Annotated in this window: 23 protein-coding genes; 17 read left to right on the top strand and 6 right to left on the bottom strand. The window is 61.6% G+C overall.

Annotation, left to right across the window (positions count from 1 at the left end; genetic code table 11):
• Positions 1 to 40 precede the first annotated feature (40 nt).
• From flhA to folD, 9 genes are all read left to right on the top strand, one after another.
• On the top strand, positions 41 to 2,128 hold the full coding sequence (flhA, locus tag Tal182_RS03695; protein ID WP_064809603.1) for a flagellar biosynthesis protein FlhA: 2,088 nt from the start codon (positions 41 to 43) through the stop codon (positions 2,126 to 2,128).
• A complete protein-coding gene (gene fliR / locus Tal182_RS03700) occupies positions 2,125 to 2,877 on the top strand; it encodes a flagellar biosynthetic protein FliR (RefSeq protein WP_064800701.1) in 753 nt (250 codons plus the stop codon). The genes flhA and fliR overlap by 4 nt, the downstream gene beginning before the upstream one ends.
• A 7-nt stretch (positions 2,878 to 2,884) precedes the next feature.
• Positions 2,885 to 3,298 carry a hypothetical protein gene (locus Tal182_RS03705; protein WP_064800702.1) on the top strand — a complete coding sequence of 138 codons (414 nt, stop codon included), beginning with the start codon at positions 2,885 to 2,887 and terminating at the stop codon, positions 3,296 to 3,298.
• A 31-nt stretch (positions 3,299 to 3,329) separates the two neighbouring features.
• Complete coding sequence (locus Tal182_RS03710) at positions 3,330 to 3,893, top strand: rod-binding protein (RefSeq protein ID WP_064800703.1); 564 nt, start codon at positions 3,330 to 3,332, stop codon at positions 3,891 to 3,893.
• Positions 3,894 to 4,015: 122 nt separating this feature from the next.
• A complete protein-coding gene (locus Tal182_RS03715; RefSeq protein WP_003556590.1) occupies positions 4,016 to 4,381 on the top strand; it encodes a hypothetical protein in 366 nt (121 codons plus the stop codon).
• Positions 4,381 to 4,920 carry a hypothetical protein gene (locus Tal182_RS03720; RefSeq protein ID WP_064800704.1) on the top strand — a complete coding sequence of 180 codons (540 nt, stop codon included), beginning with the start codon at positions 4,381 to 4,383 and terminating at the stop codon, positions 4,918 to 4,920. Before Tal182_RS03715 ends, Tal182_RS03720 begins: the two co-directional genes overlap by 1 nt.
• A 292-nt stretch (positions 4,921 to 5,212) precedes the next feature.
• Positions 5,213 to 6,052 (top strand): WecB/TagA/CpsF family glycosyltransferase, encoded by an 840-nt coding sequence (locus Tal182_RS03725; protein WP_085858097.1) that lies wholly within the window; start codon positions 5,213 to 5,215, stop codon positions 6,050 to 6,052.
• Positions 6,053 to 6,220: 168 nt separating this feature from the next.
• Complete coding sequence (locus Tal182_RS03730) at positions 6,221 to 7,984, top strand: succinoglycan biosynthesis protein exop (RefSeq protein WP_085858098.1); 1,764 nt, start codon at positions 6,221 to 6,223, stop codon at positions 7,982 to 7,984.
• Positions 7,985 to 8,104: 120 nt separating this feature from the next.
• Positions 8,105 to 9,004 carry a bifunctional methylenetetrahydrofolate dehydrogenase/methenyltetrahydrofolate cyclohydrolase FolD gene (gene folD, locus Tal182_RS03735; RefSeq protein ID WP_064800707.1) on the top strand — a complete coding sequence of 300 codons (900 nt, stop codon included), beginning with the start codon at positions 8,105 to 8,107 and terminating at the stop codon, positions 9,002 to 9,004.
• Here folD and Tal182_RS03740 read toward each other — a convergent pair whose 3' ends face one another.
• Entirely contained in the window at positions 9,005 to 10,033 is a 1,029-nt protein-coding gene (locus Tal182_RS03740) for a substrate-binding domain-containing protein (protein ID WP_064800708.1), read from the bottom strand.
• Between the two features lie 297 nt (positions 10,034 to 10,330).
• Here Tal182_RS03740 and Tal182_RS03745 point away from each other — a divergent pair, with 297 nt between their 5' ends.
• The 6 genes from Tal182_RS03745 (at position 10,331) to Tal182_RS03770 (ending at position 17,372) form a co-directional block, all read left to right on the top strand.
• A complete protein-coding gene (locus tag Tal182_RS03745; RefSeq protein WP_064800709.1) occupies positions 10,331 to 11,692 on the top strand; it encodes an ABC transporter substrate-binding protein in 1,362 nt (453 codons plus the stop codon).
• Positions 11,693 to 11,867: 175 nt separating this feature from the next.
• Positions 11,868 to 12,881: a sugar ABC transporter permease gene (locus Tal182_RS03750; protein ID WP_064809607.1), complete on the top strand. Its 1,014-nt coding sequence runs from the start codon at positions 11,868 to 11,870 to the stop codon at positions 12,879 to 12,881.
• Position 12,882: 1 nt separating this feature from the next.
• Positions 12,883 to 14,046 carry a carbohydrate ABC transporter permease gene (locus Tal182_RS03755; protein WP_064800711.1) on the top strand — a complete coding sequence of 388 codons (1,164 nt, stop codon included), beginning with the start codon at positions 12,883 to 12,885 and terminating at the stop codon, positions 14,044 to 14,046.
• A gap of 33 nt (positions 14,047 to 14,079) precedes the next feature.
• A complete protein-coding gene (locus tag Tal182_RS03760; protein WP_085858099.1) occupies positions 14,080 to 15,732 on the top strand; it encodes an alpha-glucosidase in 1,653 nt (550 codons plus the stop codon).
• A gap of 21 nt (positions 15,733 to 15,753) precedes the next feature.
• Positions 15,754 to 16,842, top strand: coding sequence for a sn-glycerol-3-phosphate ABC transporter ATP-binding protein UgpC (ugpC, locus tag Tal182_RS03765; RefSeq protein ID WP_085858100.1), 1,089 nt, complete (start codon positions 15,754 to 15,756; stop codon positions 16,840 to 16,842).
• Positions 16,843 to 17,018: 176 nt separating this feature from the next.
• Positions 17,019 to 17,372, top strand: coding sequence for a hypothetical protein (locus Tal182_RS03770; RefSeq protein WP_020920408.1), 354 nt, complete (start codon positions 17,019 to 17,021; stop codon positions 17,370 to 17,372).
• Between the two features lie 84 nt (positions 17,373 to 17,456).
• Here the strand turns inward: Tal182_RS03770 and edd are convergent, their stop codons facing one another.
• The 5 genes from edd to Tal182_RS03795 all read right to left on the bottom strand — a co-directional run bounded on the left by edd (position 17,457) and on the right by Tal182_RS03795 (position 24,416).
• The gene (edd, locus tag Tal182_RS03775; RefSeq protein WP_064809610.1) at positions 17,457 to 19,277 is read right to left on the bottom strand and encodes a phosphogluconate dehydratase; all 1,821 of its coding nucleotides are present in this window, start codon (positions 19,275 to 19,277) and stop codon (positions 17,457 to 17,459) included.
• A 79-nt stretch (positions 19,278 to 19,356) separates the two neighbouring features.
• Complete coding sequence (gene pgl, locus Tal182_RS03780; RefSeq protein ID WP_085858101.1) at positions 19,357 to 20,055, bottom strand: 6-phosphogluconolactonase; 699 nt, start codon at positions 20,053 to 20,055, stop codon at positions 19,357 to 19,359.
• A 10-nt stretch (positions 20,056 to 20,065) separates the two neighbouring features.
• Entirely contained in the window at positions 20,066 to 21,541 is a 1,476-nt protein-coding gene (gene zwf / locus Tal182_RS03785) for a glucose-6-phosphate dehydrogenase (protein WP_085858102.1), read from the bottom strand.
• A gap of 134 nt (positions 21,542 to 21,675) precedes the next feature.
• Positions 21,676 to 22,971: an FAD-binding oxidoreductase gene (locus tag Tal182_RS03790; protein ID WP_085860807.1), complete on the bottom strand. Its 1,296-nt coding sequence runs from the start codon at positions 22,969 to 22,971 to the stop codon at positions 21,676 to 21,678.
• Between the two features lie 8 nt (positions 22,972 to 22,979).
• Positions 22,980 to 24,416, bottom strand: a complete 1,437-nt coding sequence (locus tag Tal182_RS03795) for a glutamine synthetase family protein (protein WP_085858103.1) — start codon at positions 24,414 to 24,416, stop codon at positions 22,980 to 22,982.
• A gap of 125 nt (positions 24,417 to 24,541) precedes the next feature.
• Here Tal182_RS03795 and Tal182_RS03800 point away from each other — a divergent pair, with 125 nt between their 5' ends.
• Positions 24,542 to 25,723, top strand: a complete 1,182-nt coding sequence (locus Tal182_RS03800; protein WP_064800718.1) for an NAD(P)/FAD-dependent oxidoreductase — start codon at positions 24,542 to 24,544, stop codon at positions 25,721 to 25,723.
• A 145-nt stretch (positions 25,724 to 25,868) separates the two neighbouring features.
• Positions 25,869 to 26,012 carry a hypothetical protein gene (locus tag Tal182_RS32095; protein ID WP_164517756.1) on the top strand — a complete coding sequence of 48 codons (144 nt, stop codon included), beginning with the start codon at positions 25,869 to 25,871 and terminating at the stop codon, positions 26,010 to 26,012.
• Positions 26,013 to 26,072: the final 60 nt, after the last annotated feature.

Consider the following 26,072-nt stretch of genomic DNA (forward strand, 5'->3'; position numbering starts at 1 on the left):
GACCCATGTCCGCCTCCTCTCATGAAGAGACGGAATCGTCATGGCGCAACCACCTGCACTCCCCCTTCCGAAAGTCGCCCCGAGCCTGCGTGATATCGGTTTTGCCCTCGGCATCATCGGCATCATCTGCATTCTCTTCCTGCCGATCCCGCCGTTCCTGATCGATATGGGGCTGGCCTTCTCGATCGCCTTCTCGGTGCTGATCCTGATGGTCGCGCTGTGGATCCAGAAGCCGCTCGACTTCTCGTCCTTTCCGACCATTCTGCTGATCGCGACGATGACACGGTTGGCGCTCAACATCGCGACGACCCGCGTCATCCTGTCCCACGGCAACGAGGGCCACGATGCGGCCGGCGGCGTCATTGCCGGTTTCGCCAGTCTCGTCATGTCCGGCGACTTCGTCATCGGGCTGATCGTCTTCCTGATCCTCATCACCATCAACTTCATCGTCATCACCAAGGGTGCCACGCGTATCGCCGAAGTCGGCGCGCGTTTCACCCTGGACGCCATCCCCGGCAAGCAGATGTCGATCGATGCCGATCTCTCGGCCGGCATTATCGACGAAAAGGAAGCCCAGCGCCGGCGCAAGGAGCTCGAGGAAGAAAGTTCCTTCTTCGGCGCGATGGACGGTGCGTCGAAATTCGTGCGCGGCGATGCTGTCGCCGGTCTGATCATCACCGCGATCAACGTCTTCGGCGGCATCATCATCGGCTATTTCCGCCACGGCATGCCGATCGGCGAAGCGGCCGACGTCTTCGTCAAGCTCTCCGTCGGCGACGGCCTCGTCTCGCAGATGCCGGCCCTCATCGTTTCGCTCGCTGCCGGCCTTCTGGTGTCGCGCGGCGGCACGACCGGCTCCACCGACCAGGCCGTCGTCAACCAGCTGAGCGGCTATCCCCGCGCGCTCTCCGTCTCGGCCGTCTTGATGTTCGTTCTCGGGCTGATGCCGGGCCTGCCGACCATTCCCTTCACCGTCCTCGGCGGTCTTCTCGCCTTCGGCGCCTGGTTCATTCCGCGGCAGGTCGAGGCTGAAAACAAGCTTCGCCGCGAACAGGAGGAAAAGAAGGTCGTCCAGAGCAAGGAGCTGGAGAAGGATTCGGTCAAGTCGGTGCTCCGCACCTCCGAAATCGAGCTCGCGCTCGGCAAGATGGTCTCGACCCGCCTGCTCGGCGCTCACCAGGAACTGGCGTTCCGCGTCGGCAAGATGCGCAAGAAGTTCGCCACGCAATACGGTTTCGTCGTGCCGGAAATCAAGGTCACGGACGACATCGCCATCGCCGAGAAATCCTATCAGATCCGCATCCACGGCACGACGGTCGCATCCAATCTGCTGCGTGTCGGGGAAGTCCTGGTCGTCACCGGCGCCGGTCGCAAGCCCAGCATTCCGGGTGATGAAATCCGCGAACCCGCTTTCGGCATGCCGGCGGTCTCGATCCTCGAAAACTTCGCCGACGATCTGAAACGTGAGGGTTTCCAGCCGATCGACAACGTCTCGGTGGTGCTGACCCACATGAGCGAGGTCATTCGCAACAACCTGCCTCAGCTTCTGTCCTATAAGGACGTCAAGGTGCTGATCGACCGCCTCGACCCGGAATACAAGAAGCTCGCCGATGAGATCTGCTCGTCGCACATGTCCTATTCCGGCCTGCAGGCGGTGCTCAAGCTCCTGCTTGCCGAGCGCGTGTCGATCCGCAACCTGCATCTCATTCTCGAAGCGGTGGCCGAGCTCGCCCCGCACGTCAGGAAGACCGAGCAGATCGTCGAGCATGTCCGCATCCGCATGGCCCAGCAGCTCTGCGGCGATCTCGCCGACAATGGCGTCCTGCGTGTGCTCAGGCTCGGCAGCAAGTGGGATCTCGCCTTCCACCAGGCGCTGAAGCGCGATGCCAAGGGCGAGGTGATCGAATTCGACATCGATCCGCGCAGCCTGGAGGAGTTCAGCGAGCAGGCCAGCAAAGTTATCCGTGAGTTCATGGACCGCGGCCTGCCATTCGCCCTTGTCACGTCGCCGGAAACACGCTCCTATGTGCGCATGATCATCGAACGGCTGTTCGCCACGCTCCCGGTCCTGTCGCATGTCGAATTGGCCAAGGGCATCGAGATAAAGATTTTGGGCTCGATTTCATGATAACAGACCCGCAAGGGACGGTTCTTGCGCTATTTCTGGTTTTCTGCCGGATCGGCGGCTGTGTGCTGGTTCTTCCGGGTTTTTCCTCGGCGCGCGTGCCCGAGCAGCTGCGCGTCTTCATTGCTCTCGCGCTGTCGATCGCCGTCATGCCGCTGCTCTGGGACACTGTTTATCCCGCCGTCCACACGGGATCAGGAACCTATATCGGCCTGATCTTCAGCGAATCACTGATCGGCGTGATGTACGGCATGCTGGCCAGGCTCTATACGCTCGGCATGCAATTCGCCGCGACGATCCTCGCCATGATGGTCGGTTATACCCAACCGGGTTCGGCCGATGTCATCGAAGACACGCCCGAGACCAGCCTTTCCGCCTTCATCACCTTTGCCGGCATCATGATTCTCTTCATCATGGATTTCCATCACATCGTCTTCCGCGCGCTGATCGATTCCTACACGACCATGCCCTTCGGCGGATTGACGCAGATGCGCGCGACGCTGATTTCCTTCACCGACACGCTCGAGCAGACGACCTACATCATGCTGCGGCTGTCGAGCCCCTTTCTGATCTACGGCATGATCTTTAACGTCTCGATCGGCTTCATCAACAAGCTGGCGCCGCAGATCCCGGTCTATTTCATTTCTACGCCCTATCTCCTGATGGGCGGGCTCTTCCTGCTTTACATCTCGATTGCGGCGCTGATCAGCCAGTTCGGCCAGGCTTTCAGTTCGATCTACATCGGGCGATGAGGCTGTCATGATCGAGAAGAGCCGTTCCCAGAAGCTCAAGCGCCTCCTGTCGGTGCAGCGGCATATCGAAAGGATGGCGGAAAACGATCTCGCCGAAACCAGCCGTCAACGCATCGAGGTCAATGCGGCGATGGACGACGTCATCGTCGCGCTCGGCTCGATGGATCCCGTCCACCACGCTTTCTCACAGAATTATGCCGATCGATTCGGCAGGCTCACCATCAAGGATCAGCAGCTGACCGGCATGCAGCAGATCCACGAGATGCGGCTGTCGCGCGAACGCGCCAAGGCCGATCGGCTGGAAGAGGGCATGAAAGAGGCCTTGGACGCCGAGCGCCGCGAGGCCGACGACAATGCCGTTTACGATGTAATCGATCAGCAATTCGCAACGCCAGCCTCCAGCAAGCTTCAAAAACCATAATCGTTGCGATCTTAATTCAGAGGATTGTAACGTGGCTATTTCGCCCCCCAGTGATCTGGTCCTGGACGTGGTCAAAGCTGCCGACCCCATGGAGGTTCAGGCAGCCCAGGAAAAATTGAAGGCAAATCGTGCGGCCTTTGCCGCGACGAGCCTCGCCGAGAACGGCAAGGGCTTCTCCAATACGGTCGACGTTCTCGATCATGTCGGCCAGAAGAGCGGCCTCTCCAACATCCAGAACCGCACCAAGACCGAGGAGGTTCCGGAAAGCTACCGGAAGTTCGAGGCCATGGTGCTGCAGAACTTCGTCAAGTCGATGCTGCCGAGCGAGAGCGAGGACGTCTACGGCAAGGGCGCGACCGGCGATATCTGGAAGGGCATGATGGCCGAGCAGCTCGGCAACACCATGGCCAAGGGCGACGGCATCGGCATCGCCAAGCAGATGTACAGCGAGCAGCTGCGCCGCCAGGAAGGCAAGATCGTCAATGCCGCGACCGATGATCGCGACCGCAACACTGCGCTCAGCATGATCGATGACTTCCAGCGCAGGACTTTCGGCACGCCGACCGCCGACTCCAAGACCGATAGAACAGGATGATTTGGGCCTGTTGGCCTAAAATCTGAATCCTGTTCTCAATTATTAGTTAGAGCATGATGTCGTCCGAAAACCGCGCACACTTTTCGGCATCATGCTCTAAGCGACACATAACCGAGGGCACAATGGAAATAGTTTCGAACGAATACAGGATCAAATCCGTTCTCGGACGCCTCGAGATGATCATCGACAATGAGAACACCCGGATCGGCAACGATCCGCAGTTCGACCTCAAGGTCTCCAACGCCCATAAGAGCCGTTGCCTCTACGAGCTGTCGATGCTTTTCCGCGATACCGATCCGGCCGAGCTTGCCGCTGCCCATCTCGATCAGCTGCACGGCCTGAAAAAGAAGCTGGTTCTGAACGCCCGGCGTGTCGAGGCGCATCTCGAAGCGGTTCGTGCCGTGGCCGACCTCCTGAAGAATGCGGTTCAGGACGCCGACGCCGACGGCACCTATTCCCAGGAACAATTCGCCGCGCGTGGAAACTAATGGTCAAGCTCGTCCTCACCGGTATCTGGGTTTGCGCCATCACCTTGGCATCGGTCTATTTTTCGGTGTACCTGGCGACGGCGCCGGCACCCGCGGCAACGGATTCCAAGCAGAGCGCGCTCGAACTGGTGAAGGGCGAAACGATCACTGTGCCGGTCATCGGCGACGGTGCGATCACCGGTTATTTTCTCGGCCGCATTTCCTTCATGATGAACAAGGACATGCTGAAGGGCGTGACGTTGCCGCTGACCGAGATGACGACCGACGAACTTTTCAGCCTGCTCGTCGGCAACAAGATGGTCGATCTTGCCCACATCAAATCTTTCGACCCGAAAGCCTTTCGCGAGGAGATCAGGAAGGGCATGAACGAGCGCCTCGGCGGCGAGTATGTCGCCGACGTGATGCTGGAGCAGCTCGATTATCTCTCCAAGGAAGAGGTTAAGGAAAACTCTGCCGGTCAACCGAAGAAGCTCGGCGCACCGGTCAAGATCATCGAAGGCGCACCAGCCGAGGGAGCACCGGCCCCGGCCGCCCATTGAAACAACGGATTATCGATGCAGCAACGGCGCCTTCGGGCGCCGTTTGTCGTTGGGCCGCCTTTGGTTAATAAACTACTTATACGAGCATCAAAATCCAAAGAATTTTCCTAAGGGTTGTTTGAAACCGTCCTGTTATATCAGGTGGCACAGCTTGGCATGCGTCGTTTCCGCGATCGGGGCGAGGTTGTTCCATGCGTGACGCGACCGGTCCTTTCGAGACCTCCGGGGTGCGGAATATGGGCTTATTTTCCGGGATGTCGGGCACATGACGCACCCTCGGCAGGAGGTAGGAATGAATTTGATTGCAAACTTCGCGGTGCTTGCGTCCCGGCGGACGATCTTCGATCTGCCGGTCTGCGACCTCGGCTGGGACGATGCCCTCGTTTTCATCAACGAGCTCGCCTCCATTCCCGTCGGTCAGACCGTGGTTTGCTTCGTCAACGCCCATAACATGCTGACGGCGCTGCGGGACGATGAATATTACCGGATCATGTCGCACAATCTGGTGCTGCCTGATGGCATCGGCCTCAACATCGCTTCAAAGATCGCCCATGGCGCGCCGTTTCCCGCCAACTTGAACGGCACGGATTTCGTCCCGGCCTTCCTCACCTTCATGGAGGCCCCACGCCGCATCGGCCTGATCGGCGGCAAGCGCTCGGTCATCGAGGCGGCGGCGGAAAATTTCCGCAAGCACACGCCCTGGCATGAATTTGTCGTTATTTCCGACGGCTTTTTCGACAAGGTCGACTCCACTGATGTCATCTTGGAGGTCGAGCGCCAGAAACTCGACATTCTGATCGTCGGCATGGGAACGCCGCTGCAGGAGAAATGGGTTCACGACAATATCCGTGCCGACCATGCGCGCCTGGTGCTGACGGTGGGCGCTCTCTTCGACTTCGTTTCCGGCGCCGTGCCGCGAGCGCCGAAGACCGTGCGGATGATGCGTCTGGAATGGGCCTATCGCCTGATACAGGAGCCCGCACGCCTCTGGCGGCGCTACATCGTCGGCATTCCGGTCTTCCTATTTCATGTCCTGCGCTACCGCTTCCGCCGGCGCGAAAGAATTCTCGGCCAGCCGGAAGAGCCCCGCAGCGTCGTGCAGCCGCCGGTCGACCGCAGGAAGGCGAGTTGAGCCTGCAGCGTCCGCGGTTCGACGCGTAAGCAGCCTATCGAGGAACGGACCGCAATTCTTGCCGGCGGCGGTTAACCATTTCTTTGCCATGAAAATTTAGAGTGGCTTAATCATCTGCTTTCCTGCGGATGAGCGAATTTGGCCAACATGTGCATGAGATGTGGCGCAATGTACGATAGCAGGGCCAGAACCAGTTTTCTTGATCGGGTAGCCGCAAGGCCGCGCGCCGATGACGATCCCTATCGGCAGTCCCGATTGAACGGACCGGATATCGGCCCGTCCGAAGCCGACCTGCTGCGCGCCATCGGCCGTGTGCTGGAAGAGCAGCGCATGAAGGCGGTGCCCGAGGCGCCGCTCGTCGACCGCATCGAAACCATTCTCGGCAACCGCCTCCGGGCTGCCAATGATGTCGGTCACCGTCTTCCGCCGGAACCAGCACGATATGAGGAGCCGGTGGCTTCCGCCGGCGACCCGGCGATTTCCGTCGAACCGCTCACCGCAATTCATCAGGAACCGCTCGAGCCCCGGCCGGCAGCGCCGGAACGCCGCGTGGGAAAGGCCGGCTTTGCGGCAACGGTCGCTGCCGCAACGATCTTGGGCGCCGGTCTGCCGATGCTCATGCCGGCTGCGCCTGCCCTCTACCGCGCCGAAACGACGCTTGCCGTGAAAACGGATGCCGCAAGCCGCGCCGCTCTCACGCAGGCTGCGGCGAAGGGACTGGTGTCGGCGCGCGTGGTAGCGTCGACGGTCGCCACCCTGAAGCTTGATCGCGATCCCGAATTCGTCGGCACGGGCGCTAATGCGTTCGCCGTTGTGTTCGATCTTCTCTCGGCGACCGGTACTGCCGCCGATCCGACCTCGCGCGCCGAGGCGGCGCTGAGACATGCAGTCGAGATCGTGCCCGATGCGGCCGCCGGCACGATCCGGGTGCGGGTGACGACCGGCGACGGTGCCAAATCCACCCGCATCGCCGCAAGGCTTGCCGAGGCAGCGGGCGGAGACGCACGAGGCGGCAACCCCGAAACCGACGCGGTTTTGCGCAAGGCCTATGACGAGGCTCAGGCGGAGCTTGCCGCCTTCACGGCAAAGAGCGGCGAAGGCAACGTCAAGGTGGCAATCGAACTTCGCCGCCAGATCGACCGGCTCGATGCCGATCTGAAAGAGGCCGAGGAGAGCATCCTTGCCGCCAAGGCGAAGGCCGACCAGCTCAAGGCCGCAAAACTTGCCGATGTGCTCGATGGTTCGCTCTCCTCCGATATGATTTCGCCCGCGTTGCAGGACTGGCGCGACAAATATGCCCTCGCCAGGACGGCGCTTGCCCAGCTTTCCGCCGAACTCGGGCCCCGCCATCCGCGCCTGCTGCAGCAGCAGGCCGAAACCGACGGCCTCAAGGCGAATATGGGCAAGGAGCTTGCCCGGCTCGCCCAGGCTGCCAATGCCGCCGCCAAGGCCGCGGTCGATGCGCGCAAGGGCCTGAACGATCGCCGCAACACTCTGATCGCCCAAAGCCGGGATACCGGCGTCGATCTGTCGCGGCTGACCGAGCTGCGCGAGAAGGCGAATGCTGCGCGCTCGCGGCTGGAAGAGGCGGCGTCCGCATCGGGGGCAGCCGACGACGGTCATATGACCATGCTGAAGCCGCCGCTGACGTCGGCGATATCGGCAACGGACGGTCTGACCGGCCGCGCGCTGGCCGGCGCCGCCACAGGCCTGGCAATCGGTCTTGCCCTGGCTTTCCTGCTGTCTTTGCGCAAATCCGTCGCGTCTCCGGCAGTGGATTTGCCGGCGTCTCCGCCCGTTGCTTCTCCGCCGCCATCGCCCGTGCCGGCCCCGGCGGCGGTCGACGAGATCGAGCTGCTGCGCTCCGAAATCTCGGGCCTGCGGGATCGGCTTCGTGTTCACGTGATGGAAACGCGGCAACCGCGGCGCTGAACGAACATTTCCTTGCAAATTTGATATTGCCTTGCCGCTTTCCGACAGGATAGGGCGTTAGCGGGCATTTGACGCTCGTCAACTATCCATAGATTGACGCGAAACAGGGCGGAGAGACGCGTGGCGACAGTAATCGACGGCAAGAACGTAGCTGCATCGGTAATTCAGACGGTCAAGAGTGCGACGGCAGCGCTGGAAAAGGCGAGCGGCGTCACGACCGGCCTTGCGGTCATCATCGTCGGCGACGATCCGGCAAGCCACGCCTATGTCGGCTCCAAGAGCCGGATGGCCAAGGAATGCGGTTTCAAATCCGTGCAGCACACGCTGCCGGCCGAAACGACGCAGGAGGAACTGGCAGGCCTCGTCGCCACCCTCAACGCCGATCCGTCGATCCACGGAATCCTGGTGCAATTGCCCTTGCCGAAGCCGCTCGACAGCGAACCGATCATCCAGTCGATCCTGCCGGAAAAGGATGTCGACGGCCTCAGCGTCGTCAATGCCGGCAAGCTCGCCACCGGCGACCTGAAGACCGGTCTGGTCTCCTGCACGCCGGCCGGCGCCATGGTCTTCGTCCGCCGCACCCACGGCGAGGATCTCTCCGGGCTCAATGCTGTCGTCATCGGCCGTTCCAACCTGTTCGGCAAGCCGATGGCGCAATTGCTGCTCAATGCCAATGCGACGGTGACGATGGCTCACTCCAGAACCAAGAACCTCGCCGAGGTCTGCCGCAATGCCGATATTCTGGTCGCCGCCGTCGGCCGGCCGGAGATGGTCAAGGCCGATTGGGTGAAGCCAGGAGCGACGGTCATCGACGTCGGCATCAATCGTGTGCCGGCTCCTGAGAAGGGCGAGGGCAAGACCCGGCTGGTCGGCGACGTCGCCTTCCGCGAAGTCTCCGAGATCGCCAGCACCATTACCCCCGTTCCCGGCGGCGTCGGTCCGATGACCATCGCCATGCTGATGGCCAACACCGTCATCGCCGCTCATCGCGCTGCAGGGCAAACGCCGCCGCAGTTCTGATTATGATTGCTGCGGGGCAGGCCCGGTCGAGGCCCTGACGATCAGTTCGGTTTTCCACAGCTCCTGTTCGGGGAAGGGGCCGGCCTGCTTCACCGTGCCGATCAGCCGCTGGGCGATGCGCACACCCGCCGCCCGCAGCGAGGAGCGTGTCGTCGTCAGCGGCACCGAGAAGTTTTCCGGCTTCAAGAGCGGCAGCACGTCGTCATGGGCGATCAGCGAAATATCCTCGCCGAGCCGCAATCCCGCCTGGTTAACCGCGCGGATCGCCCCGAGCGCCATCACCGTGCTGGAGCAGAGGATGGCCGTCGGCCGTTCCGGCAGTTGCAGGAACCGTTCCATCGCCAGCAGGCCCTGTTCGTCTGTCATCAGCGCGTGGCTCATGCAGTCCTCCTCGAGCGTGAGGCCGCGTTCGGCAAGGGCTGAGATGACGCCGTTCCTTCTGCGGATGGCGAAATCGAGATGCATCGGTCCGTTCATCAAGGCAAAACGCGTATGGCCGAGCTGCAGCAAGAGCCGCGTCGCGTCGTAGAAGGCCCCTTCATTGTCGATATCGAGATAGGGATAATCCGGCTCCGCGCCGAAGGAGCGGCCGTGCACGACATAGGGCATGGAGAGCGATTTCAGCATGGCGAGCCTCGGGTCGTGACCGCGCATATAGGCGATGAACAGCGCGTCGACATTGCCGCTGATCGCAAGCCGCCGGAGCGCCGCCACCTCGTCATCCGGATCGGAAGGCATGATGACGAAATGAAAATCGTGGCGCACGGCCTCCTCGCCGAGTCCGGCCAGAAATTCGCCGAAATGCACATCGGACTGATGGCCAGGCGCCGTCGGCATGACGAGGCCGATCGAGCCTGCCTTGCCGGTCGCAAGCCGCTGGGCAGCCTTGTTCGGCCGGTACCCGGTTTCTTTGACGGCCTGAAGCACGCGCTCCCGGGTCGCTTCGTTGACCTCGGGATAGCCGTTGAGCGCCCGGCTTACCGTCGTCTGCGAAAGCCCAAGCAATTCCGATAGCTGTTTGAGATTCACCTGCTATGCTTCCTCCCGGCCCGCCGTCAGCCGCTCTAAAAGGCCTCCTGCCTCCAAATGGCGTCCAAAGCGCTTTTAATTATGTATCATCTCGCGCGCTTGACTCAAGAAAAATCGCTCCATATTTCCCCGGTAGGCGCCGCTGCGCCGCGATATTCCCCCAGCTCACAGGGGATTTTCGTGAAATGACTTGACTCCGTTCCACTGAAAGTGAAATGAGTTGGGTGTCAAAGCGCTTTGAAATTTCTTTTTGCGAGGAATTCGGCGCGGTTGGGATTGTGATGGGAGGTTGATCACATGAAAAAGTCATTTTTGATGGGCGTTGCCGTTGCGGCGCTGTTTGCCGGTGCTGCGTCCGCGGCCGATCTGAAATTTGCCCCGGGACAGGATTCCAAGTTCAACTGGAAGAGCTATGACGAATTCAAGGCCGCGCACGCGGATCTGAAGGGTCAGCCGCTGACGATCTTCGGGCCGTGGCGCGGCGAGGACGAGGCGTTCTTCAGGAGCGTTCTCGCCTATTTCACCGAAGCGACCGGCATCGACGCGAAATACTCCTCTTCGGAAAACTACGAACAGCAGATTGTCATCGACACGCAGGCGGGCTCGCCGCCGAACATCGCCGTTCTGCCGCAGCCGGGCCTTCTGGCCGATCTCGCCGGCAAGGGCTTCCTGACGCCGCTCGGCGACGACAATTCCAAGTGGATCAAGGACAATTACGGCGCCGGCGACAGCTGGGTCGGTTACGGCACCTACAAGGGCAAGGACGGCAAGGAAGCCTTCTACGCCTTCCCTTACAAGGCTGACGTCAAGTCGCTTGTCTGGTATGTGCCGGAGAACTTCGAGGAAGCTGGTTACAAGATCCCGACGACCATGGAAGAGTTGCATGCCCTGACCGATCAGATCGTCAAGGACGGCGGCGTTCCCTGGTGCATCGGTCTCGGTTCCGGCGGCGCCACCGGCTGGCCGGCGACCGACTGGGTCGAAGACATCATGCTGCGTACCCAGCCGCCGGAAGCCTACGACAAGTGGACGACCAACGAGCTGAAGTTCACCGATCCGGCCGTCGTTGCCGCGATCGACGAGTTCGGCAAGTTCGCCAAGAACGAGAAATACGTCGATGGCGGAGTCGCGGCCGTGGCTTCGACCGATTTCCGCGACAGCCCGAAGGGCCTCTTCGCCGTTCCGCCGAAGTGCTACATGCACCATCAGGCCTCGTTCATCCCGTCCTTCTTCCCCGAAGGCACGAAGCTCGGCCAGGATGCCGACTTCTTCTATATGCCGACCTACGCCTCGCATGCCGACCTCGGCAAGCCGGTTCTCGGCGCCGGCACGCTCGTCTCGATCACCAAGGATTCGAAGGCGGCCCGTGCCTTCATCGACTTCCTGAAGACCCCGATCGCGCATGAGGTCTGGATGGCGCAGTCGAGCTTCCTGACGCCGTACAAGGGCGTCAGCACCGACGCCTATGCCAATCCGCAGATGAAGAAGGAAGGCGAGATCCTGACGTCCGCCACCACCTTCCGCTTTGACGGTTCCGACCTGATGCCGGGCAAAATCGGCGCCGGCGCCTTCTGGACGGGCATGGTCGATTTCGTCGGCGGCAAGTCCGCAGAAGAAGCTGCCGGCGAAATCCAGAGCGCCTGGGACGGCATCAAGTAATCGTTCAGATATGCCGCCGGTTTGCCGGCGGCATGGCCTGCATGACTGGCCGGGTTCGCAAAGAGCCCGGCCATCGCGGGTATATTGTGACTAAGCATATTGCCGGTGACCGGCCTTGACCCGTCAGAATGAAAACCGGCCGGAATAAGATCAGGGGAAGCAGGGGAGGGACGTAATGCTGTTGCAGATAGTGTCCGCTTTGGGCGTCGTGGTCGCCGCCGTTGTCGCGTGCTCGGCCTATTTCTATTTTTCGAACAAGATCCTGGACTTCGCTCTCCCGGTCAAGGATGGCGACATCCGCGCCGCCTCGCGCAATCTCAACCGGCGCGCGGTCATCCGGCCATGGCTGTTTCTCGGCCCGGCGCTCTTCCTGCTTTTCGTCTATCTCGTCTACCCCGTCGTCGCCACCTTCATTCTCTCCTTCTACGACCGCACCGGCCAGCAATTCGTCGGCGTGGCCAATTACAAATGGGCGATCGGGGACCGCGAATTCCGCCAGTCGATCTTCAACAACATCCTCTGGCTCGCCGTCGTGCCGGCCGCCTGCACCTTCTTCGGCCTGGTCATCGCCGTGATGACCGACCGCATCTGGTGGGGCAATATCGCCAAGAGCATCGTCTTCATGCCGATGGCGATCTCTTTCGTCGGCGCCTCGGTCATCTGGAAATTCATCTATGAATATCGCGGCGGTAACGACGTCCAGATCGGCCTGTTGAACGCCATCGTCCAGTTGTTCGGCGGCACGCCCGAAGTCTGGATCTCGGTTCCCTTCTGGAACAATTTCTTCTTGATGATCATCCTGATCTGGATCCAGACCGGTTTTGCCATGGTTATCCTGTCGGCGGCGCTACGCGGCATCCCCGAGGAGACGATCGAGGCCGCCGTCATCGACGGCGCCAATGGCTGGCAGATCTTCTGGCGCATCATGGTGCCGCAGGTCTGGGGCACCATCGCCGTCGTCTGGACGACGATCACCATCCTCGTCCTCAAGGTCTTCGACATCGTGCTGACCATGACCAACGGCCAGTGGCAGACGATGGTGCTGGCGAACCTGATGTTCAACTGGCTGTTCCGCGGCGGCGGCGATTCCGGCCGAAGCGCCGTCATCGCCATCATCATCATGCTCGCCGTCACGCCGATCATGATCTGGAACGTGCGCCGCGCCAACCGCGAACTGAAGGGCCATTGAGATGACCGCTGTCGGAAGCTACTTCAAGATCGGCCCCGCCCGTCTCTTCGTTCACCTTGCCGTTCTGCTGATCGTCATCATCTGGCTGATCCCGACGCTCGGCATCTTCGTCAGCGCGCTGCGCGACAAGGACCAGATCGTCGTCTCCGGCTGGTGGACGGCCTTTGCCGGCTCGACCCAGACCATCGCCGTCCGCCTGGGCACGCCGGATCAGCAACAGCAGGAAGGCGCCACTTACGTCATTTCAGGCAATGTACTGGAAGGGCAGACCGGCCGCTCCGTAAAGGCCTTCGGCAACCGCGTACAGCAGCCGGCCGCTTTTGAAGCCGGCGAGACCGCCGATCTCGGCGATGGCGAGAGCCTGCAGATCAACAGCGACGGCAGCTATCGCTACATGAAGAACACGGCCTTTTCGCCTGACGAGCGGCCGCGGCGCATGTACGTGTCCGTCTCCGCGCCACCGGAGTTCACGCTGCAGAACTACAAGACGGTTCTGACCGGCGAAGGCATCGGTCAGTCCTTCATCAATTCGCTGACGGTGACGATCCCGGCAACGATCATCCCGATCCTGATTGCCGCTTTTGCCGCCTATGCCTTGAGCTGGATGGAGTTTCCCGGCCGCGGGCTGCTGATTGCGCTCGTCGTCGGCCTCATCGTCGTGCCGCTGCAGATGTCCCTGATTCCGCTGCTTCGCCTCTACAACGAGATCGGCAATATGCTCGGCCAGCCGTCGAAGACCTATCCCGGTATCTGGTTCGCGCATACCGCCTTCGGCATGCCGCTGGCCATTTTTCTTCTGCGGGCCTATATCGCCGGCCTGCCGAAGGAGATCATCGAATCCGCCCGCGTCGACGGCGCAAGCGACTTCGAGATCTTCGTTCGTATCGTTTTGCCCTTGTCCTTCCCGGCACTCGCCTCCTTCGCCATTTTCCAGTTCCTGTGGGTATGGAACGACCTGCTCGTCGCCATGGTCTTCCTCGGCACCGACCAGGATCACCTCGTGCTGACCGGCAGGCTGAACGCGCTGCTCGGCTCGCGCGGCGGCAATTGGGAGATTTTGACGGCGTCGGCCTTCGTCACTATCGTCGTGCCGCTGCTGGTCTTCTTCGGACTGCAGCGTTATCTGGTGCGTGGTCTGCTGGCGGGTTCGGTCAAGGGCGGCTGACAATCCCCCGAAATGTGACGAACAGGATATCTCATGAACGTGGCTTCCCAATCGATCTTGACCGCCGACAAGGACTGGTGGCGCGGCGCGGTGATCTATCAGATCTATCCGCGTTCCTACCAGGATTCGAACGGCGACGGCATCGGCGACCTCAAGGGCATCACCGCCCGCCTGCCGCATGTGGCAAGCCTCGGCGTCGACGCGATCTGGATCTCGCCGTTTTTCACCTCGCCGATGCGCGATTTCGGTTACGACGTTTCCGATTACGAGAATGTCGATTCGATCTTCGGCACGCTGGTGGATTTCGATACGATGATCTCAGAAGCCCATCGCCTCGGCGTCCGGGTGATGATCGACCTCGTCATCTCCCACAGCTCCGACCAGCACCCCTGGTTCGTGCAGAGCCGTTCCAGCAAGACCAATGCCAAGGCCGACTGGTATGTCTGGGCCGACGCCAAACCCGACGGCTCGCCGCCGAACAACTGGCTGTCGATCTTCGGCGGTTCCGCATGGGCGTGGGATCCGACGCGCATGCAATATTACCTGCACAATTTCCTGACCTCGCAGCCGGATATGAACCTGCATAATCCGGAAGTGCAGGACCGTCTGCTCGATGTCGTGCGCTTCTGGCTCAACCGCGGCGTCGACGGCTTCCGCCTCGACACCATCAATTTCTATTTCCACGACCCGCTCTTGCGCGACAATCCGGCGCTCGCACCCGAGCGGCGCAACGCATCGACGGCGCCTGCGGTCAATCCTTATAATTTCCAGGAGCATATCTACGACAAGAACCGGCCGGAGAACCTTGCCTTCCTGAAGCGCTTTCGTGCGGTGCTTGAGGAATTCCCGGCGATCGCCGCCGTCGGCGAGGTGGGCGACAGCCAGCGCGGCCTCGAAATCGTCGGCGAATATACCTCCGGCAACGACAAGATGCACATGTGTTATGCCTTCGAATTCCTGGCGCCCGATCCGCTGACGCCGGAGCGCGTCGAGGAGGTGATGGAGGATTTCGAAGCTGCCGCCCCCGATGGCTGGGCCTGCTGGGCCTTCTCCAATCACGACGTCATGCGTCACGTCAGCCGCTGGGGTGGGCTGGTCGCCGATCACGACGCCTTCGCCAAGCTCTATGCCTCGCTGCTCTTGACGCTACGCGGTTCCGTCTGCCTCTATCAGGGCGAGGAACTGGCTCTGACGGAAGCCGATCTCGCCTATCAGGATCTGCAGGATCCCTATGGCATCCAGTTCTGGCCGGAGTTCAAGGGCCGCGACGGCTGCCGTACGCCGATGGTCTGGGACAGCCACGTCGCCCAGGGCGGTTTTTCAACCGTCAAGCCCTGGCTGCCGGTGCCGGTTGAGCACATCCTGCGCGCCGTCAACATCCAGCAGGGCGACGAGACTTCGGTGCTCGAGCACTATCGCCGCTTCATTGCCTTCCGCAAGCTGCACCCGGCCTTTGCCAAGGGTGAGATCGAATTCGAGGAGGCGCAGGGCGACAGCCTGGTCTTCACCCGCGAATACGCCGATGAGAAGCTGCTCTGCGTCTTCAACATGAGCCCGGCCGAGACCGGCGTCACTCTGCCTGCGGGAGAATGGCAGGCATTGACGGGGCATGGCTTTACCAGCAACAACTATGGCGACAAGATCGATATTCCGGCCTGGGGGGCGTATTTCGCCCGTCTCGCCTAAGGATCAGGAGGGGAGTGACAAATGACTGGACTGACACTGAAGGACATCCGCAAATCCTACGGTTCCGTGGATGTTCTCCATGGTATCGACCTCGATATCAAGCAGGGCGAATTCATCGTCTTCGTCGGTCCGTCCGGCTGCGGCAAGTCCACGCTTCTGCGCATGATCGCCGGTCTCGAGGCGATTACCGGCGGCGAGATGTATATTGACGGCCAGCTCGTCAATGACGTGCCGCCGTCGAAGCGCGGCATCGCCATGGTCTTCCAGTCCTACGCGCTCTATCCTCACATGACCGTCTACGACAATATGGCCTTCGGCATGAAGATCGCCGGCGAAAGCAAGCAGGAGATCGACCGCCGCGTCCGCGCGGCGGCCGAGAGCCTGCAGTTGAGCAAATATCTCGACCGCCTGCCGAAGGCGCTCTCCGGCGGCCAGCGCCAGCGCGTGGCGATCGGCCGCGCCATCTGCCGCGATCCGAAGGTCTTCCTGTTCGACGAGCCGCTGTCCAACCTCGATGCCGCGCTGCGCGTCGCCACCCGTATTGAAATTGCCCGTCTCAACGAGCAGATGGCCGATACGACGATGATCTACGTCACCCACGATCAGGTCGAGGCGATGACGCTCGCCGACCGCATCGTCGTCCTGTCGGCCGGCAATATCGAGCAGGTCGGCGCGCCGCTGGAGCTCTACGAACGCCCGGCTAACCTCTTCGTTGCGAAATTCATCGGCTCGCCCGCCATGAACATCATTCCCGCGACGATCGCCGGGACCGGCAGCCAGACGACCGTGACGCTGACCGGCGGCATGTCGGTGACATTAGACGTGGCGACCGATGCCTCCGAGAAGGGCAAGCAGGCGAGCTTCGGCGTCCGTCCCGAAGATCTGAGGATCGCCGACGGCGCCGACTATGTTTTCGAGGGCGAGGTCTCGATCGTCGAAGCGCTCGGTGAGGTGACGCTGCTTTACATCGAAGGCCTGGTCCCCGGCGAGCCGATCGTCGTCAAGCTGCCCGGCATTTATGATGTCCATAAGGGCCAGAGGATGCGCTTTGCCGCCGACCGGCAGAAGCTGCATCTTTTCGATGCGAGCGGCCACACCTACCGGAAATGAGATCGCCATTTTTGGGGTAATCATCCCCAGAATTATACTTGGCGGACCGAATTCTCACGTTCTGTTAAAGATCGGCTGCTACTTTTTCCTCGTCAATTTATGAGGGGGATAAGCAAGTGGCCGCTTCCAATCCGTCACAGCCAAGATCTCATTTCCTGAGCAAGGAAGAATCCTTCATGTATGACCGCGAGGCGCGGTTCAAAATGGAGGACACAATGAACGCCGCGCGCATCGAATATACGGAAAAGGGCGTCATGCACGCGGCTTCGCGCCGCTGCGATATTGTCCGTATCTCGATGAGCAGCGCGACTCTCGCAATCCTGACCCAGTTCAGCCTGCCGAAGCAGTTCTATCTGGATATTCCGGATGCCCGCATTACCAAGGTCGGCTGCCTGCTGATGAAGGTCAACGCCAACAATACGATCGAGGTTCGCTTCCTGCGCCTGCTGACGCAGAAGGAGCTGAACAAGATCTTCGTCTACAGCACGCACCCCGCGCACAAGGATTACGTCCTCGATATCCGCGCCTGACGGATAGTCTCGGACCGGTCATAGAAAAACCCGCGGGACGCTTCAGGCGCCCCGCGGGTTTTGTTTATTCAAACTGATTTGCGCTCAGTGGAAGAGCACGCTGGCGCCCTGATCGGAAGCGCCGACGGCGCGGCGGAAAGGTGCAAAGAGTTCACGGCCCATGCCGAATTCATTGTCGGAGAGATCGATGCTCACCGGCTCGCGCTCGGCCATGTCGGCTGCGTCGACCAGCACTTCGAGCGTGCCCTTGATCGCGTCGAGGCGAATGATGTCGCCGTCCCGGATGCGGGCGATCGGGCCGCCATCGACCGCTTCCGGCGTGACGTGGATCGCCGCCGGCACCTTGCCGGATGCGCCGGACATGCGCCCGTCGGTCAGGAGCGCCACGCGGAAGCCGCGGTCCTGCAGCACGCCGAGCGGCGGCGTCAGCTTGTGCAGCTCCGGCATGCCGTTCGCCTTCGGCCCCTGGAAGCGAACGACGGCAACGAAATCGCGGTTGAGCTTGCCTTCCTTGAAGGCGTCCTGCAGTTCCTGCTGGCTGTGAAAGACGATCGCCGGCGCCTCGATGATATGGCGCTCCGGCTTGACGGCCGAGATTTTGATGACCGCCTTGCCGAGATTGCCGCGCAGCATCTTCAGCCCGCCATTCGCCTGGAACGGCGTCTCGATGCTCGAAAGCACCTTCGGATCGTGGCTCTTATCCGGCGACGGTTCGCGCAGCACCGTGCGGTTCTCGCTGAGCCGGGCATCGACCGTATAGGCTTCAAGGCCCTGGCCGAAGACGGTTCTGACGTCGTCATGCACCAGCCCGTGCTTCAGGAGTTCCTTGATGAGGAAACCCATGCCGCCGGCCGCCTGGAAATGATTCACGTCGGCAAGCCCGTTCGGATAGACGCGGGCAAGCAGCGGCACGATTTCCGAGAGTTCGGCGATGTCCTGCCAGGTGAGCTGGATGCCGGCTGCCCGCGCCATGGCGACGAGGTGCAGCGTGTGGTTGGTCGAGCCGCCGGTCGCATGCAGGCCGACGACGCCGTTGACGATCGAGCGCTCGTCGATCATCTCGCCGGCCGGCGTGAATTCGTTGCCGAGCGCGGTGATCGCTAAGGCTCGCTTGGCGGCTTCGCGCGTCAGCGCTTCCCGCAGCGGCGTACCGGGATTGATGAAGGAGGAGCCCGGCATGTGGAAGCCCATGATCTCCATCAGCATCTGGTTCGAGTTGGCCGTGCCGTAGAAGGTGCAGGTGCCGGGCCCGTGATAGGATTTCGATTCCGCCTCCAGGAGCTCGGCGCGCCCGACCTTGCCCTCGGCAAAGAGCTGGCGCACGCGCGACTTCTCGTCGTTCGGCAGGCCTGTCGTCATCGGCCCGGCGGGAACGAAGATCGACGGAAGATGTCCGAACGAAAGTGCGGCGATGACGAGGCCCGGCACGATCTTGTCGCAGACGCCGAGGAAGAGAGCGGCATCGAACATATTGTGCGACAGGCCGACGCCTGCGGCCATGGCGATCAGGTCGCGCGAGAAGAGCGACAGCTCCATGCCCGGCTGCCCCTGGGTGACGCCGTCGCACATGGCGGGCACGCCGCCGGCGACCTGGGCGACGCCGCCGGCCTCGGCGGCCGCCTCACGGATGATCGCCGGATAGGTCTCGAACGGCTGGTGGGCCGAGAGCATGTCGTTATAGGCGGTGATGATGCCGAGATTGGGGATGCGATCGCCGGCGAGCGCGTCTTTATCGGCGGGGGAACAGATCGCGAAGCCGTGGGCGAGGTTGGCACAGCCGAGCACCGAACGCTGCACACCGTTGGAAGCCGCGGCGCGCAGGCGTTCCAGGTAGCGCTCGCGGGTCGGCTTCGAGCGTTCGACGATACGATCGGTGATCGCAGAAATGCGTGCATGAGCGGACATGGAAAATCCCTGCCTTGTTCGTTGTCTCTATCTCTTTCGGCGGCTCCGGCATGAAATCCGGATCCGGGTCTGGGGCCGATCAGGGAGCCCAGTAGATCTCGACCGGGGAAGTGGCCCGGCGCAGAACGGCGCGGATCGGCATTTCTGCCTCGTCACCGCTGCCTTCCGCCTTGGCGAGAACGTCTTTTTTGCCTTCGCCCTCGATATGGAGAACCAGCAGTCCGGCATCCTGAAGACTCGAGAAGGTGAAAGTCAGGCGCGGCTCGCCGGCTCCTTCTGCCTCCATGGTGATGACGCCGCGCGGCGTCGAGGCATCGAGCGCCTCGGCAAGATTGCTGCCGCCGGGAAAGAACGAGGCCGTGTGGCCGTCGCCGCCCATGCCGAGGATGACGACGTCGAAGGGGATGCCGATCTCGGCGCTTTTTTCCGTTGCCAGCCTTGCGGCCTCCTCGACCGAGGCTGCCGGCTGGTAGAGCGGCACGAACCGCGCCGCCTTTGCCTTGTTCTGCAAGAGATTGGCATCGACCAGCAGATGGTTCGAGCGGGTATTGTCGGCCGGCACGAAGCGTTCGTCAACCAGCGTGATCGTCACCTTGTCCCAGGCGATGTCGCGCGTCGACAGCGCCTGGAAGAAGGCCTTTGGCGTCGAGCCGCCGGAAACGGCTATGGAGGCGGCGCCGCGGGCGGCGATTGCTGCCGAAAGCCTCTCGGCGACCGTGTCGGCGAGGCTGCCGGCGAGTTCAGCGGCACTGGCGAAGGAATGCAGGGTCGATGCCATCGATATCGTCCTAGATGTCGTCATGCCAGGTGCGGCCGTCGCGCTCGATCAGCGCGATGGCCTGGCTCGGGCCCCAGGTGCCGGCCGTATAGCCCTGCACCTGCTGGCCGGTCGTTTCCCAACCTTTCAGGATCGGGTCGACCCATTTCCATGCCGCTTCGACCTCGTCTCGGCGCATGAACAATGTCTGGTTGGAGCGGATCACGTCCATCAGCAGACGCTCGTAGGCGTCGGGATTGCGGACATTGAAGGCCTGGGCGAAGCTCATGTCGAGCGAGACATTGCGTAGCCGCATACCGCCCGGACCCGGATCCTTGATCATCAGCGACTGCTTGACGCCCTCATCCGGCTGCAGGCGGATGATCAACTGGTTGGCGACGATGCGTCCGGCCGCCTGGTCGAAGATCGCATGCGGGATTGGCTTGAAGGTGATGACGATCTCGGACATGCGTCCGGTCAGCCGCTTGCCGGTTCTGATATAGAAGGGAACGCCCGCCCAGCGCCAGTTATTGATCTCGGCCTTGATGGCGACGAAAGTCTCGGTGTTCGAGACGCCGCCTTCCAGCTCTTCGAGATAACCCTTGACGGGGCCGCTGCCCGAAGCGCCGGCGCGATACTGGCCGCGCACCGTCGCCTGCTCGACATTGGAGGCATCGAGCGGCTTCAGGGCGCGCAGCACCTTCAGCTTCTCGTCGCGAACGGCTTCCGAATCCATCGACGAGGGTACTTCCATCGCCGTCAGGCAGAGCAGCTGCAGAATGTGGTTCTGCACCATGTCGCGCAGCGCGCCGGCCGTATCGTAATAGCCGGCGCGACCTTCGAGGCCGACCGATTCCGCCACGGTGATCTGCACATGATCGATGTAGTTGGCGTTCCACAGCGGCTCGTAAAGCGCATTGGCAAAACGCAGCGCCATTAGGTTCTGCACCGTCTCCTTGCCGAGATAGTGGTCGATGCGGAAGATCTGCTCTTCCTTGAAGACGCGGCCAATCGTGTCGTTGAGCTGCAGCGCCGAGGCGAGATCGCGGCCGATCGGCTTTTCGACGACGATGCGGGTCGACTTGGTGATCAGCTTGTGATCATGGATCTTTTGCGAAATGTCGCCGAAGATGCCGGGCGCGACCGCCAGATAGAAGGCGCGCACCCGGTCCCTGCTTTCATCAAGCAGCTTCTTCAACTGATCCCAGCCGGTATCCGTGCGGGCGTCGACGGAGACGTAGTAGAGGCGAGCGCAGAACTTCTCCACCTCCGCTTCGTCATATTCGCCCTTCTTCAGGTGTTCCTTCAGCGCGTCCTTGGCGAACTTGCGATATTCCTCGTGCGAAAGCGGGCTGCGCGAGGCGCCGATGATGCGGGTCGGTTCCGTGAACTGCCCCTCAATCTGGCGATGGTAGAGCGCAGGCAAAAGCTTCCGCTCGGCAAGGTCGCCGCTGCCGCCGAAGACGACATAATCAAAAGGCTCAACGGGAATGATCTGGCTGCTCATGAGCTTGTCTCTCAATCAGGCTGGTTGGCGGCCCTTTTAATCTAATCGATTTAAAAAAGCCAGTGTGCAGTGCAATGAATCTGTCAGGCACCGGTTTTAGAGCGAATTCCCGGAAGAGGAAATCCGCAATCGGACTAAAACTTGTCGCGAAGCGCAAACCACGACAAGGCGAGGAAAAGCAACGGCGCCCGCATTCTGGCTCCGCCGGGAAAAGCGGGAATATCGAGCGATTTGAACAGATCGAGATCGCCGGTTTTGCCAAGCACCGTTTCCGCATAGAGCTTGCCACAGTAGTTTGACAGCATGACGCCATGGCCGGAATAACCGCCGATCGAAGTGACGCCGGGCATCACTTCGCGCACAAAAAGCTGGCGCGGCATGGTGATGCCGACGCTGCCGCCCCAGGCATGGGTGATCTCGATGTCTTTCAGAGCGGGATAGATTTCGCCGATCTGCCGGCGGATATGCTGCGAAATGTCCCGCGGATTGTCCGCGGTATAGGCCTCGCGCCCACCGAACAGCAGGCGGCTTTCGAATTTACGGAAATAACGCACGACGAAGCGCGAATCGGCGACGGCCTCGCCGCCCGGCAGCACATCGGGATAGCCGTCGAGCGGAACGGTGGCGCCGATGAAGGAGCGGATCGGCATGACATGGCTTGCCGTCACCGGCTCCAGATTGCCGATATGGCCGTTGCAGGCGATCAGCGCCCGGTCGGCGGTGATCGTGCCCTTTTCGGTTTCGATCGTCACCTTGCCGCCGCTTTGGCGTATCGCCTTTGCCGGGGTCATCTCGAAGATGGAAGCGCCGGCATTGGCGGTCACCCGCGCCAGCCCGATGAGCAGCTTCAGCGGATGAATATGGCCGGTGCCGACATCGCGCACGCCGCAGCGGAAACGCTTCGAGCCGAGCCGCTCCTGTGTTTCCTTCTCATCCATGAAGCTCAAATGCGGATAGTCGTAACGCTCAGCGGCGATTTCGGCATTCTCACGATAGTCGCGTTCGTAGCTTGCCTTGTGCGCGACGTTGAGCTGGCCGGGCACATAATCGATCTCGATCTGATGTTCCCGGGCGAATTCGAGAAGATGGCGCTTGGCCGCCTCGGCGACATCGAACAGCGCTTTCGAGCGTTCGTAGCCGATCTTTTCCTCAAGCTCTTCCGGCCACCATCGCTGGCCGGTGCCGAGCTGGCCGCCATTGCGTCCGGACGCTCCGTCTCCGAAGCGCCAAGCCTCGATCAGCACCACCGAAACGTCTGACTTGGCGAGGTTGTAGGCGGCCTGCAGGCCGGTATAGCCGCCGCCGACAATGGCGACGTCGCATGTCCTCGAACCGTCGAGAGCGGCGTAGGTCGGCCGCTCCCCGACACTTGCCTGATACCAGGATAGCCCGGGCGCAATCGGGCTCTGCCACATCGCCTGCGATGCCATGATATCGCTCACACGTTGAGCAGAAGAAACTCCCGCTCCCAGGGACTGATCACCTGCATGAAGGTCTCGAATTCGCCGCGCTTGACACCGGCGTAAAGGCCGATGAACTGCTTGCCGAACACCTCTTCGAAGGCGGGCTCGTCCTCCATCAGCGCCACGGCTTCCAGCAGGCCGCGCGGCAGATCGATCGAGCCCTCATTGGCCGAATCCTCCGTCGGCGCCGTCGGCTCGATCTGCCTCATGATGCCGAGCAGGCCGGCGGCAAGCGAGGCGGCGAGCGCGAGATAGGGATTGGCATCCGAGCTCGGCAGCCGGTTTTCCACCCGCCGCGCCTGCGGATCGGAAACCGGGACGCGGAAGGCGGTCGTCCGGTTGTCGTAGCCCCAGGCATTGTTGACCGGGCAGGACATGTCGGGCTGCAGGCGCCGATAGGAATTCACATAGGGCGCCAGCATCGCCATCGCGCTCGGCACGAATTTCTGCATGCCGCCGATGAAATGGAAGAATTCCTTCGACGCCGATCCGTCCGCATTGGAGAAGACGTTCCTGCCGGTCTCGACATTGACTACCGACTGGTGGATGTGCATCGCCGAGCCCGGCTGTCCCTGCATCGGCTTGGCCATGAAGGTCGCGTAGATGTCGTGTTTCAGCGCCGCTTCCCGGATCGTGCGCTTGAACAGGAACACCTGGTCGGCAAGCTCGATCGGATTGCCGTGGCGCAGGTTGATCTCGAGCTGCGCCGGCCCTTCCTCGTGGATCAGCGTATCGATCTCCAGCCCCTGCTTTTCGGAAAAATGGTAGATGTCATCGATCAGTTCGTCGAATTCGTTGATGCCGGCGATCGAATAGCCCTGGCCGCCGAGGATGGAGCGGCCGGACCGGCCTTTCGGCGGATGCAGCGGATAGTCGGGGTCGTCATTCTTGGCGACGAGATAGAACTCGATCTCCGGCGCCACGATCGGCTTCCAGCCGCGGTCGTGATAGAGGCTCATGATCCGCTTCAAGACGTTGCGTGGCGTATAGGGCACTTCACCCCCGTCCGAATCGACGATGTCGCAGATCACCTGGGCCGTCGGATCGCTTTCCCAGGGCACGACCGAGAGCGTGGACAGATCCGGCATCAGCTTCAGGTCGCTGTCGCGCGGCTCGTATCGGAAGCTTTCCGTCTCCTCCGGATACTCGCCGGAAATCGTATGCCGGTAGATCGCCGAAGGCAGGGCCAGCGAGGTGTTCGAGGTGAATTTGGAACTCGGCATCATCTTGCCGCGCGGCACGCCGGCAAGGTCCGGCGTGATGCATTCGATGTCTTCGATGCCCCTGGCCCTCAGCCACTGCGCTGCTTCCTTCCAGTTCGCAACGCCGCGCAGGGATCCGGGGTCCGGAGGTGTTTTGGTCGAGGCGGGTACGTTTCTGGCAGGCTTCAGCGTCGTCTTTTTTGGGGACATGACACACCGGTTTGGTTGATCGTGGCGCCATCATAGCCGGAGTTTGCCAATTGGCGAGAGGTTGAGAATGTTGACTTTCACCCTTCGATGGAAAAGAAGACGCCGGTTGGATCGGGGAAAAGAGTTTGCAGCACAAGAGCGACGTCATCGTCATCGGCGCCGGAGCCGCCGGCATGATGGCGGCCATTCGCGCGGGCAAACGCGGCCGCTCGGTCGTGGTCCTCGACCATGCGAAGGCGCCTGGCGAGAAGATCCGCATATCGGGCGGCGGCCGCTGCAATTTCACCAATATCCATGCCGAACCGAAGAATTTCCTGTCCGCCAATCCGCATTTCTGCAAGTCGGCGCTCGCCCGTTTCACGCCCGCCGATTTCATCGCGATGGTCGACCGACACGGCATTGCCTGGCACGAAAAGACGCTCGGCCAGCTTTTCTGCGACGACAGCGCCAAGGACGTCATCCGCATGCTGCTCGATGAGATGGGCGCGGCCGGCGCGGCGCTGCATCTCGGCACCGAAATATCCGGCGTCGAACGGAGGGAGGCGGACTTCCGCGTCTCCACGGGCGAAGGCGTCTTCGAGGCATCCTCTCTCATCGTGGCAACCGGTGGTAAATCGATCCCGAAGATGGGCGCCACCGGCTTTGCCTATCGCCTTGCCGAGCAGTTCGGCCTGGCCGTGCTCGAAACCCGCCCCGGCCTCGTGCCGCTGACGCTCGATCCCGGCCTGCTCGCAAGCATTGCGCCGCTTGCCGGCATTTCGGCTCCGGCCGAAATCCGCCATGGCCGCACCGCCTTCCGCGAAGCGCTGCTGTTTACCCATCGGGGCTTAAGCGGCCCCGCCATCCTGCAGATCTCCTCCTACTGGCGGGAGGGCGATGAAATCGTCGTTGCGGTCGAGCCGGATATCGACATATCAGCGCATTTGAAGGCGGCAAAGCAGCTGAATGGCCGCCAGTCGGCGCAGACAGCTCTCGGCGATATCCTGCCGAAGCGGCTGGCCCAGTTTCTCGTCGAGCGGGAAAAGATCGCCGGCAACATGGCCGATCTGCCCGACAAGGCGCTGCAGCGGCTGGCCGCCAGCGCCCAGACCTGGATCGTCAAACCGTCCGGCTCAGAAGGTTATCGTACCGCCGAAGTGACGCTCGGCGGCATCGATACGGCAGCGCTCGATTCCCGCAGCATGGAAACAAAGACCGTTCCCGGCCTTTATTTCGTCGGTGAATGCGTCGACGTCACCGGCTGGCTCGGCGGCTATAATTTCCAATGGGCCTGGGCCTCCGGTTTTGCCGCTGGCGAATGCGCATAGAAATATCCGGTATAACGATTCAAGACTTCTTAAGAGAGGTGCGCCATCCTGTCTCAATTGCCGGCTCACAAAGCTTTCCCCAAATTAAGCTTTACCGGCAGGCCTTTTTGTTGGACTGTTGTGTCATAAGAGTGAGGTTTCGAGCATGAATAGAAACGCACGACGCGCCCGCGCCATCGCAATCGCCCAGACAAAACCCGACGCCCGCACGACCACCCTGCGATATCTGATGCTTGCAGCCGGCGCGACTGCCGCCAGCCTGGCGCTGCTGCTCGCCCACCTCATCTGATCCTGCCCGCCCGTCTGAAAGCAAACTTGCCGGCTCCCGATCGCGACACTGCGGCCGCGC

The organism is Rhizobium sp. TAL182, from assembly GCF_002117725.1.
GTDB classification, from domain to species: Bacteria; Pseudomonadota; Alphaproteobacteria; order Rhizobiales; family Rhizobiaceae; genus Rhizobium; species Rhizobium esperanzae.

What these genes read in the sequence shown, in the direction of transcription:
- flhA (WP_064809603.1), top strand. Translation starts at nt 41, where the DNA reads ATGGCGCAACCACCTGCACTCCCCCTTCCGAAAGTCGCCCCGAGCCTG.
- fliR (WP_064800701.1), top strand. Translation starts at nt 2,125, where the DNA reads ATGATAACAGACCCGCAAGGGACGGTTCTTGCGCTATTTCTGGTTTTC.
- Tal182_RS03705 (WP_064800702.1), top strand. Translation starts at nt 2,885, where the DNA reads ATGATCGAGAAGAGCCGTTCCCAGAAGCTCAAGCGCCTCCTGTCGGTG.
- Tal182_RS03715 (WP_003556590.1), top strand. Translation starts at nt 4,016, where the DNA reads ATGGAAATAGTTTCGAACGAATACAGGATCAAATCCGTTCTCGGACGC.
- Tal182_RS03720 (WP_064800704.1), top strand. Translation starts at nt 4,381, where the DNA reads ATGGTCAAGCTCGTCCTCACCGGTATCTGGGTTTGCGCCATCACCTTG.
- Tal182_RS03725 (WP_085858097.1), top strand. Translation starts at nt 5,213, where the DNA reads ATGAATTTGATTGCAAACTTCGCGGTGCTTGCGTCCCGGCGGACGATC.
- Tal182_RS03730 (WP_085858098.1), top strand. Translation starts at nt 6,221, where the DNA reads ATGTACGATAGCAGGGCCAGAACCAGTTTTCTTGATCGGGTAGCCGCA.
- Tal182_RS03745 (WP_064800709.1), top strand. Translation starts at nt 10,331, where the DNA reads ATGAAAAAGTCATTTTTGATGGGCGTTGCCGTTGCGGCGCTGTTTGCC.
- Tal182_RS03750 (WP_064809607.1), top strand. Translation starts at nt 11,868, where the DNA reads ATGCTGTTGCAGATAGTGTCCGCTTTGGGCGTCGTGGTCGCCGCCGTT.
- Tal182_RS03755 (WP_064800711.1), top strand. Translation starts at nt 12,883, where the DNA reads ATGACCGCTGTCGGAAGCTACTTCAAGATCGGCCCCGCCCGTCTCTTC.
- Tal182_RS03760 (WP_085858099.1), top strand. Translation starts at nt 14,080, where the DNA reads ATGAACGTGGCTTCCCAATCGATCTTGACCGCCGACAAGGACTGGTGG.
- ugpC (WP_085858100.1), top strand. Translation starts at nt 15,754, where the DNA reads ATGACTGGACTGACACTGAAGGACATCCGCAAATCCTACGGTTCCGTG.
- Tal182_RS03770 (WP_020920408.1), top strand. Translation starts at nt 17,019, where the DNA reads ATGTATGACCGCGAGGCGCGGTTCAAAATGGAGGACACAATGAACGCC.
- edd (WP_064809610.1), bottom strand. Translation starts at nt 19,277, where the DNA reads ATGTCCGCTCATGCACGCATTTCTGCGATCACCGATCGTATCGTCGAA.
- pgl (WP_085858101.1), bottom strand. Translation starts at nt 20,055, where the DNA reads ATGGCATCGACCCTGCATTCCTTCGCCAGTGCCGCTGAACTCGCCGGC.
- zwf (WP_085858102.1), bottom strand. Translation starts at nt 21,541, where the DNA reads ATGAGCAGCCAGATCATTCCCGTTGAGCCTTTTGATTATGTCGTCTTC.
- Tal182_RS03790 (WP_085860807.1), bottom strand. Translation starts at nt 22,971, where the DNA reads ATGGCATCGCAGGCGATGTGGCAGAGCCCGATTGCGCCCGGGCTATCC.
- Tal182_RS03795 (WP_085858103.1), bottom strand. Translation starts at nt 24,416, where the DNA reads ATGTCCCCAAAAAAGACGACGCTGAAGCCTGCCAGAAACGTACCCGCC.
- Tal182_RS32095 (WP_164517756.1), top strand. Translation starts at nt 25,869, where the DNA reads ATGAATAGAAACGCACGACGCGCCCGCGCCATCGCAATCGCCCAGACA.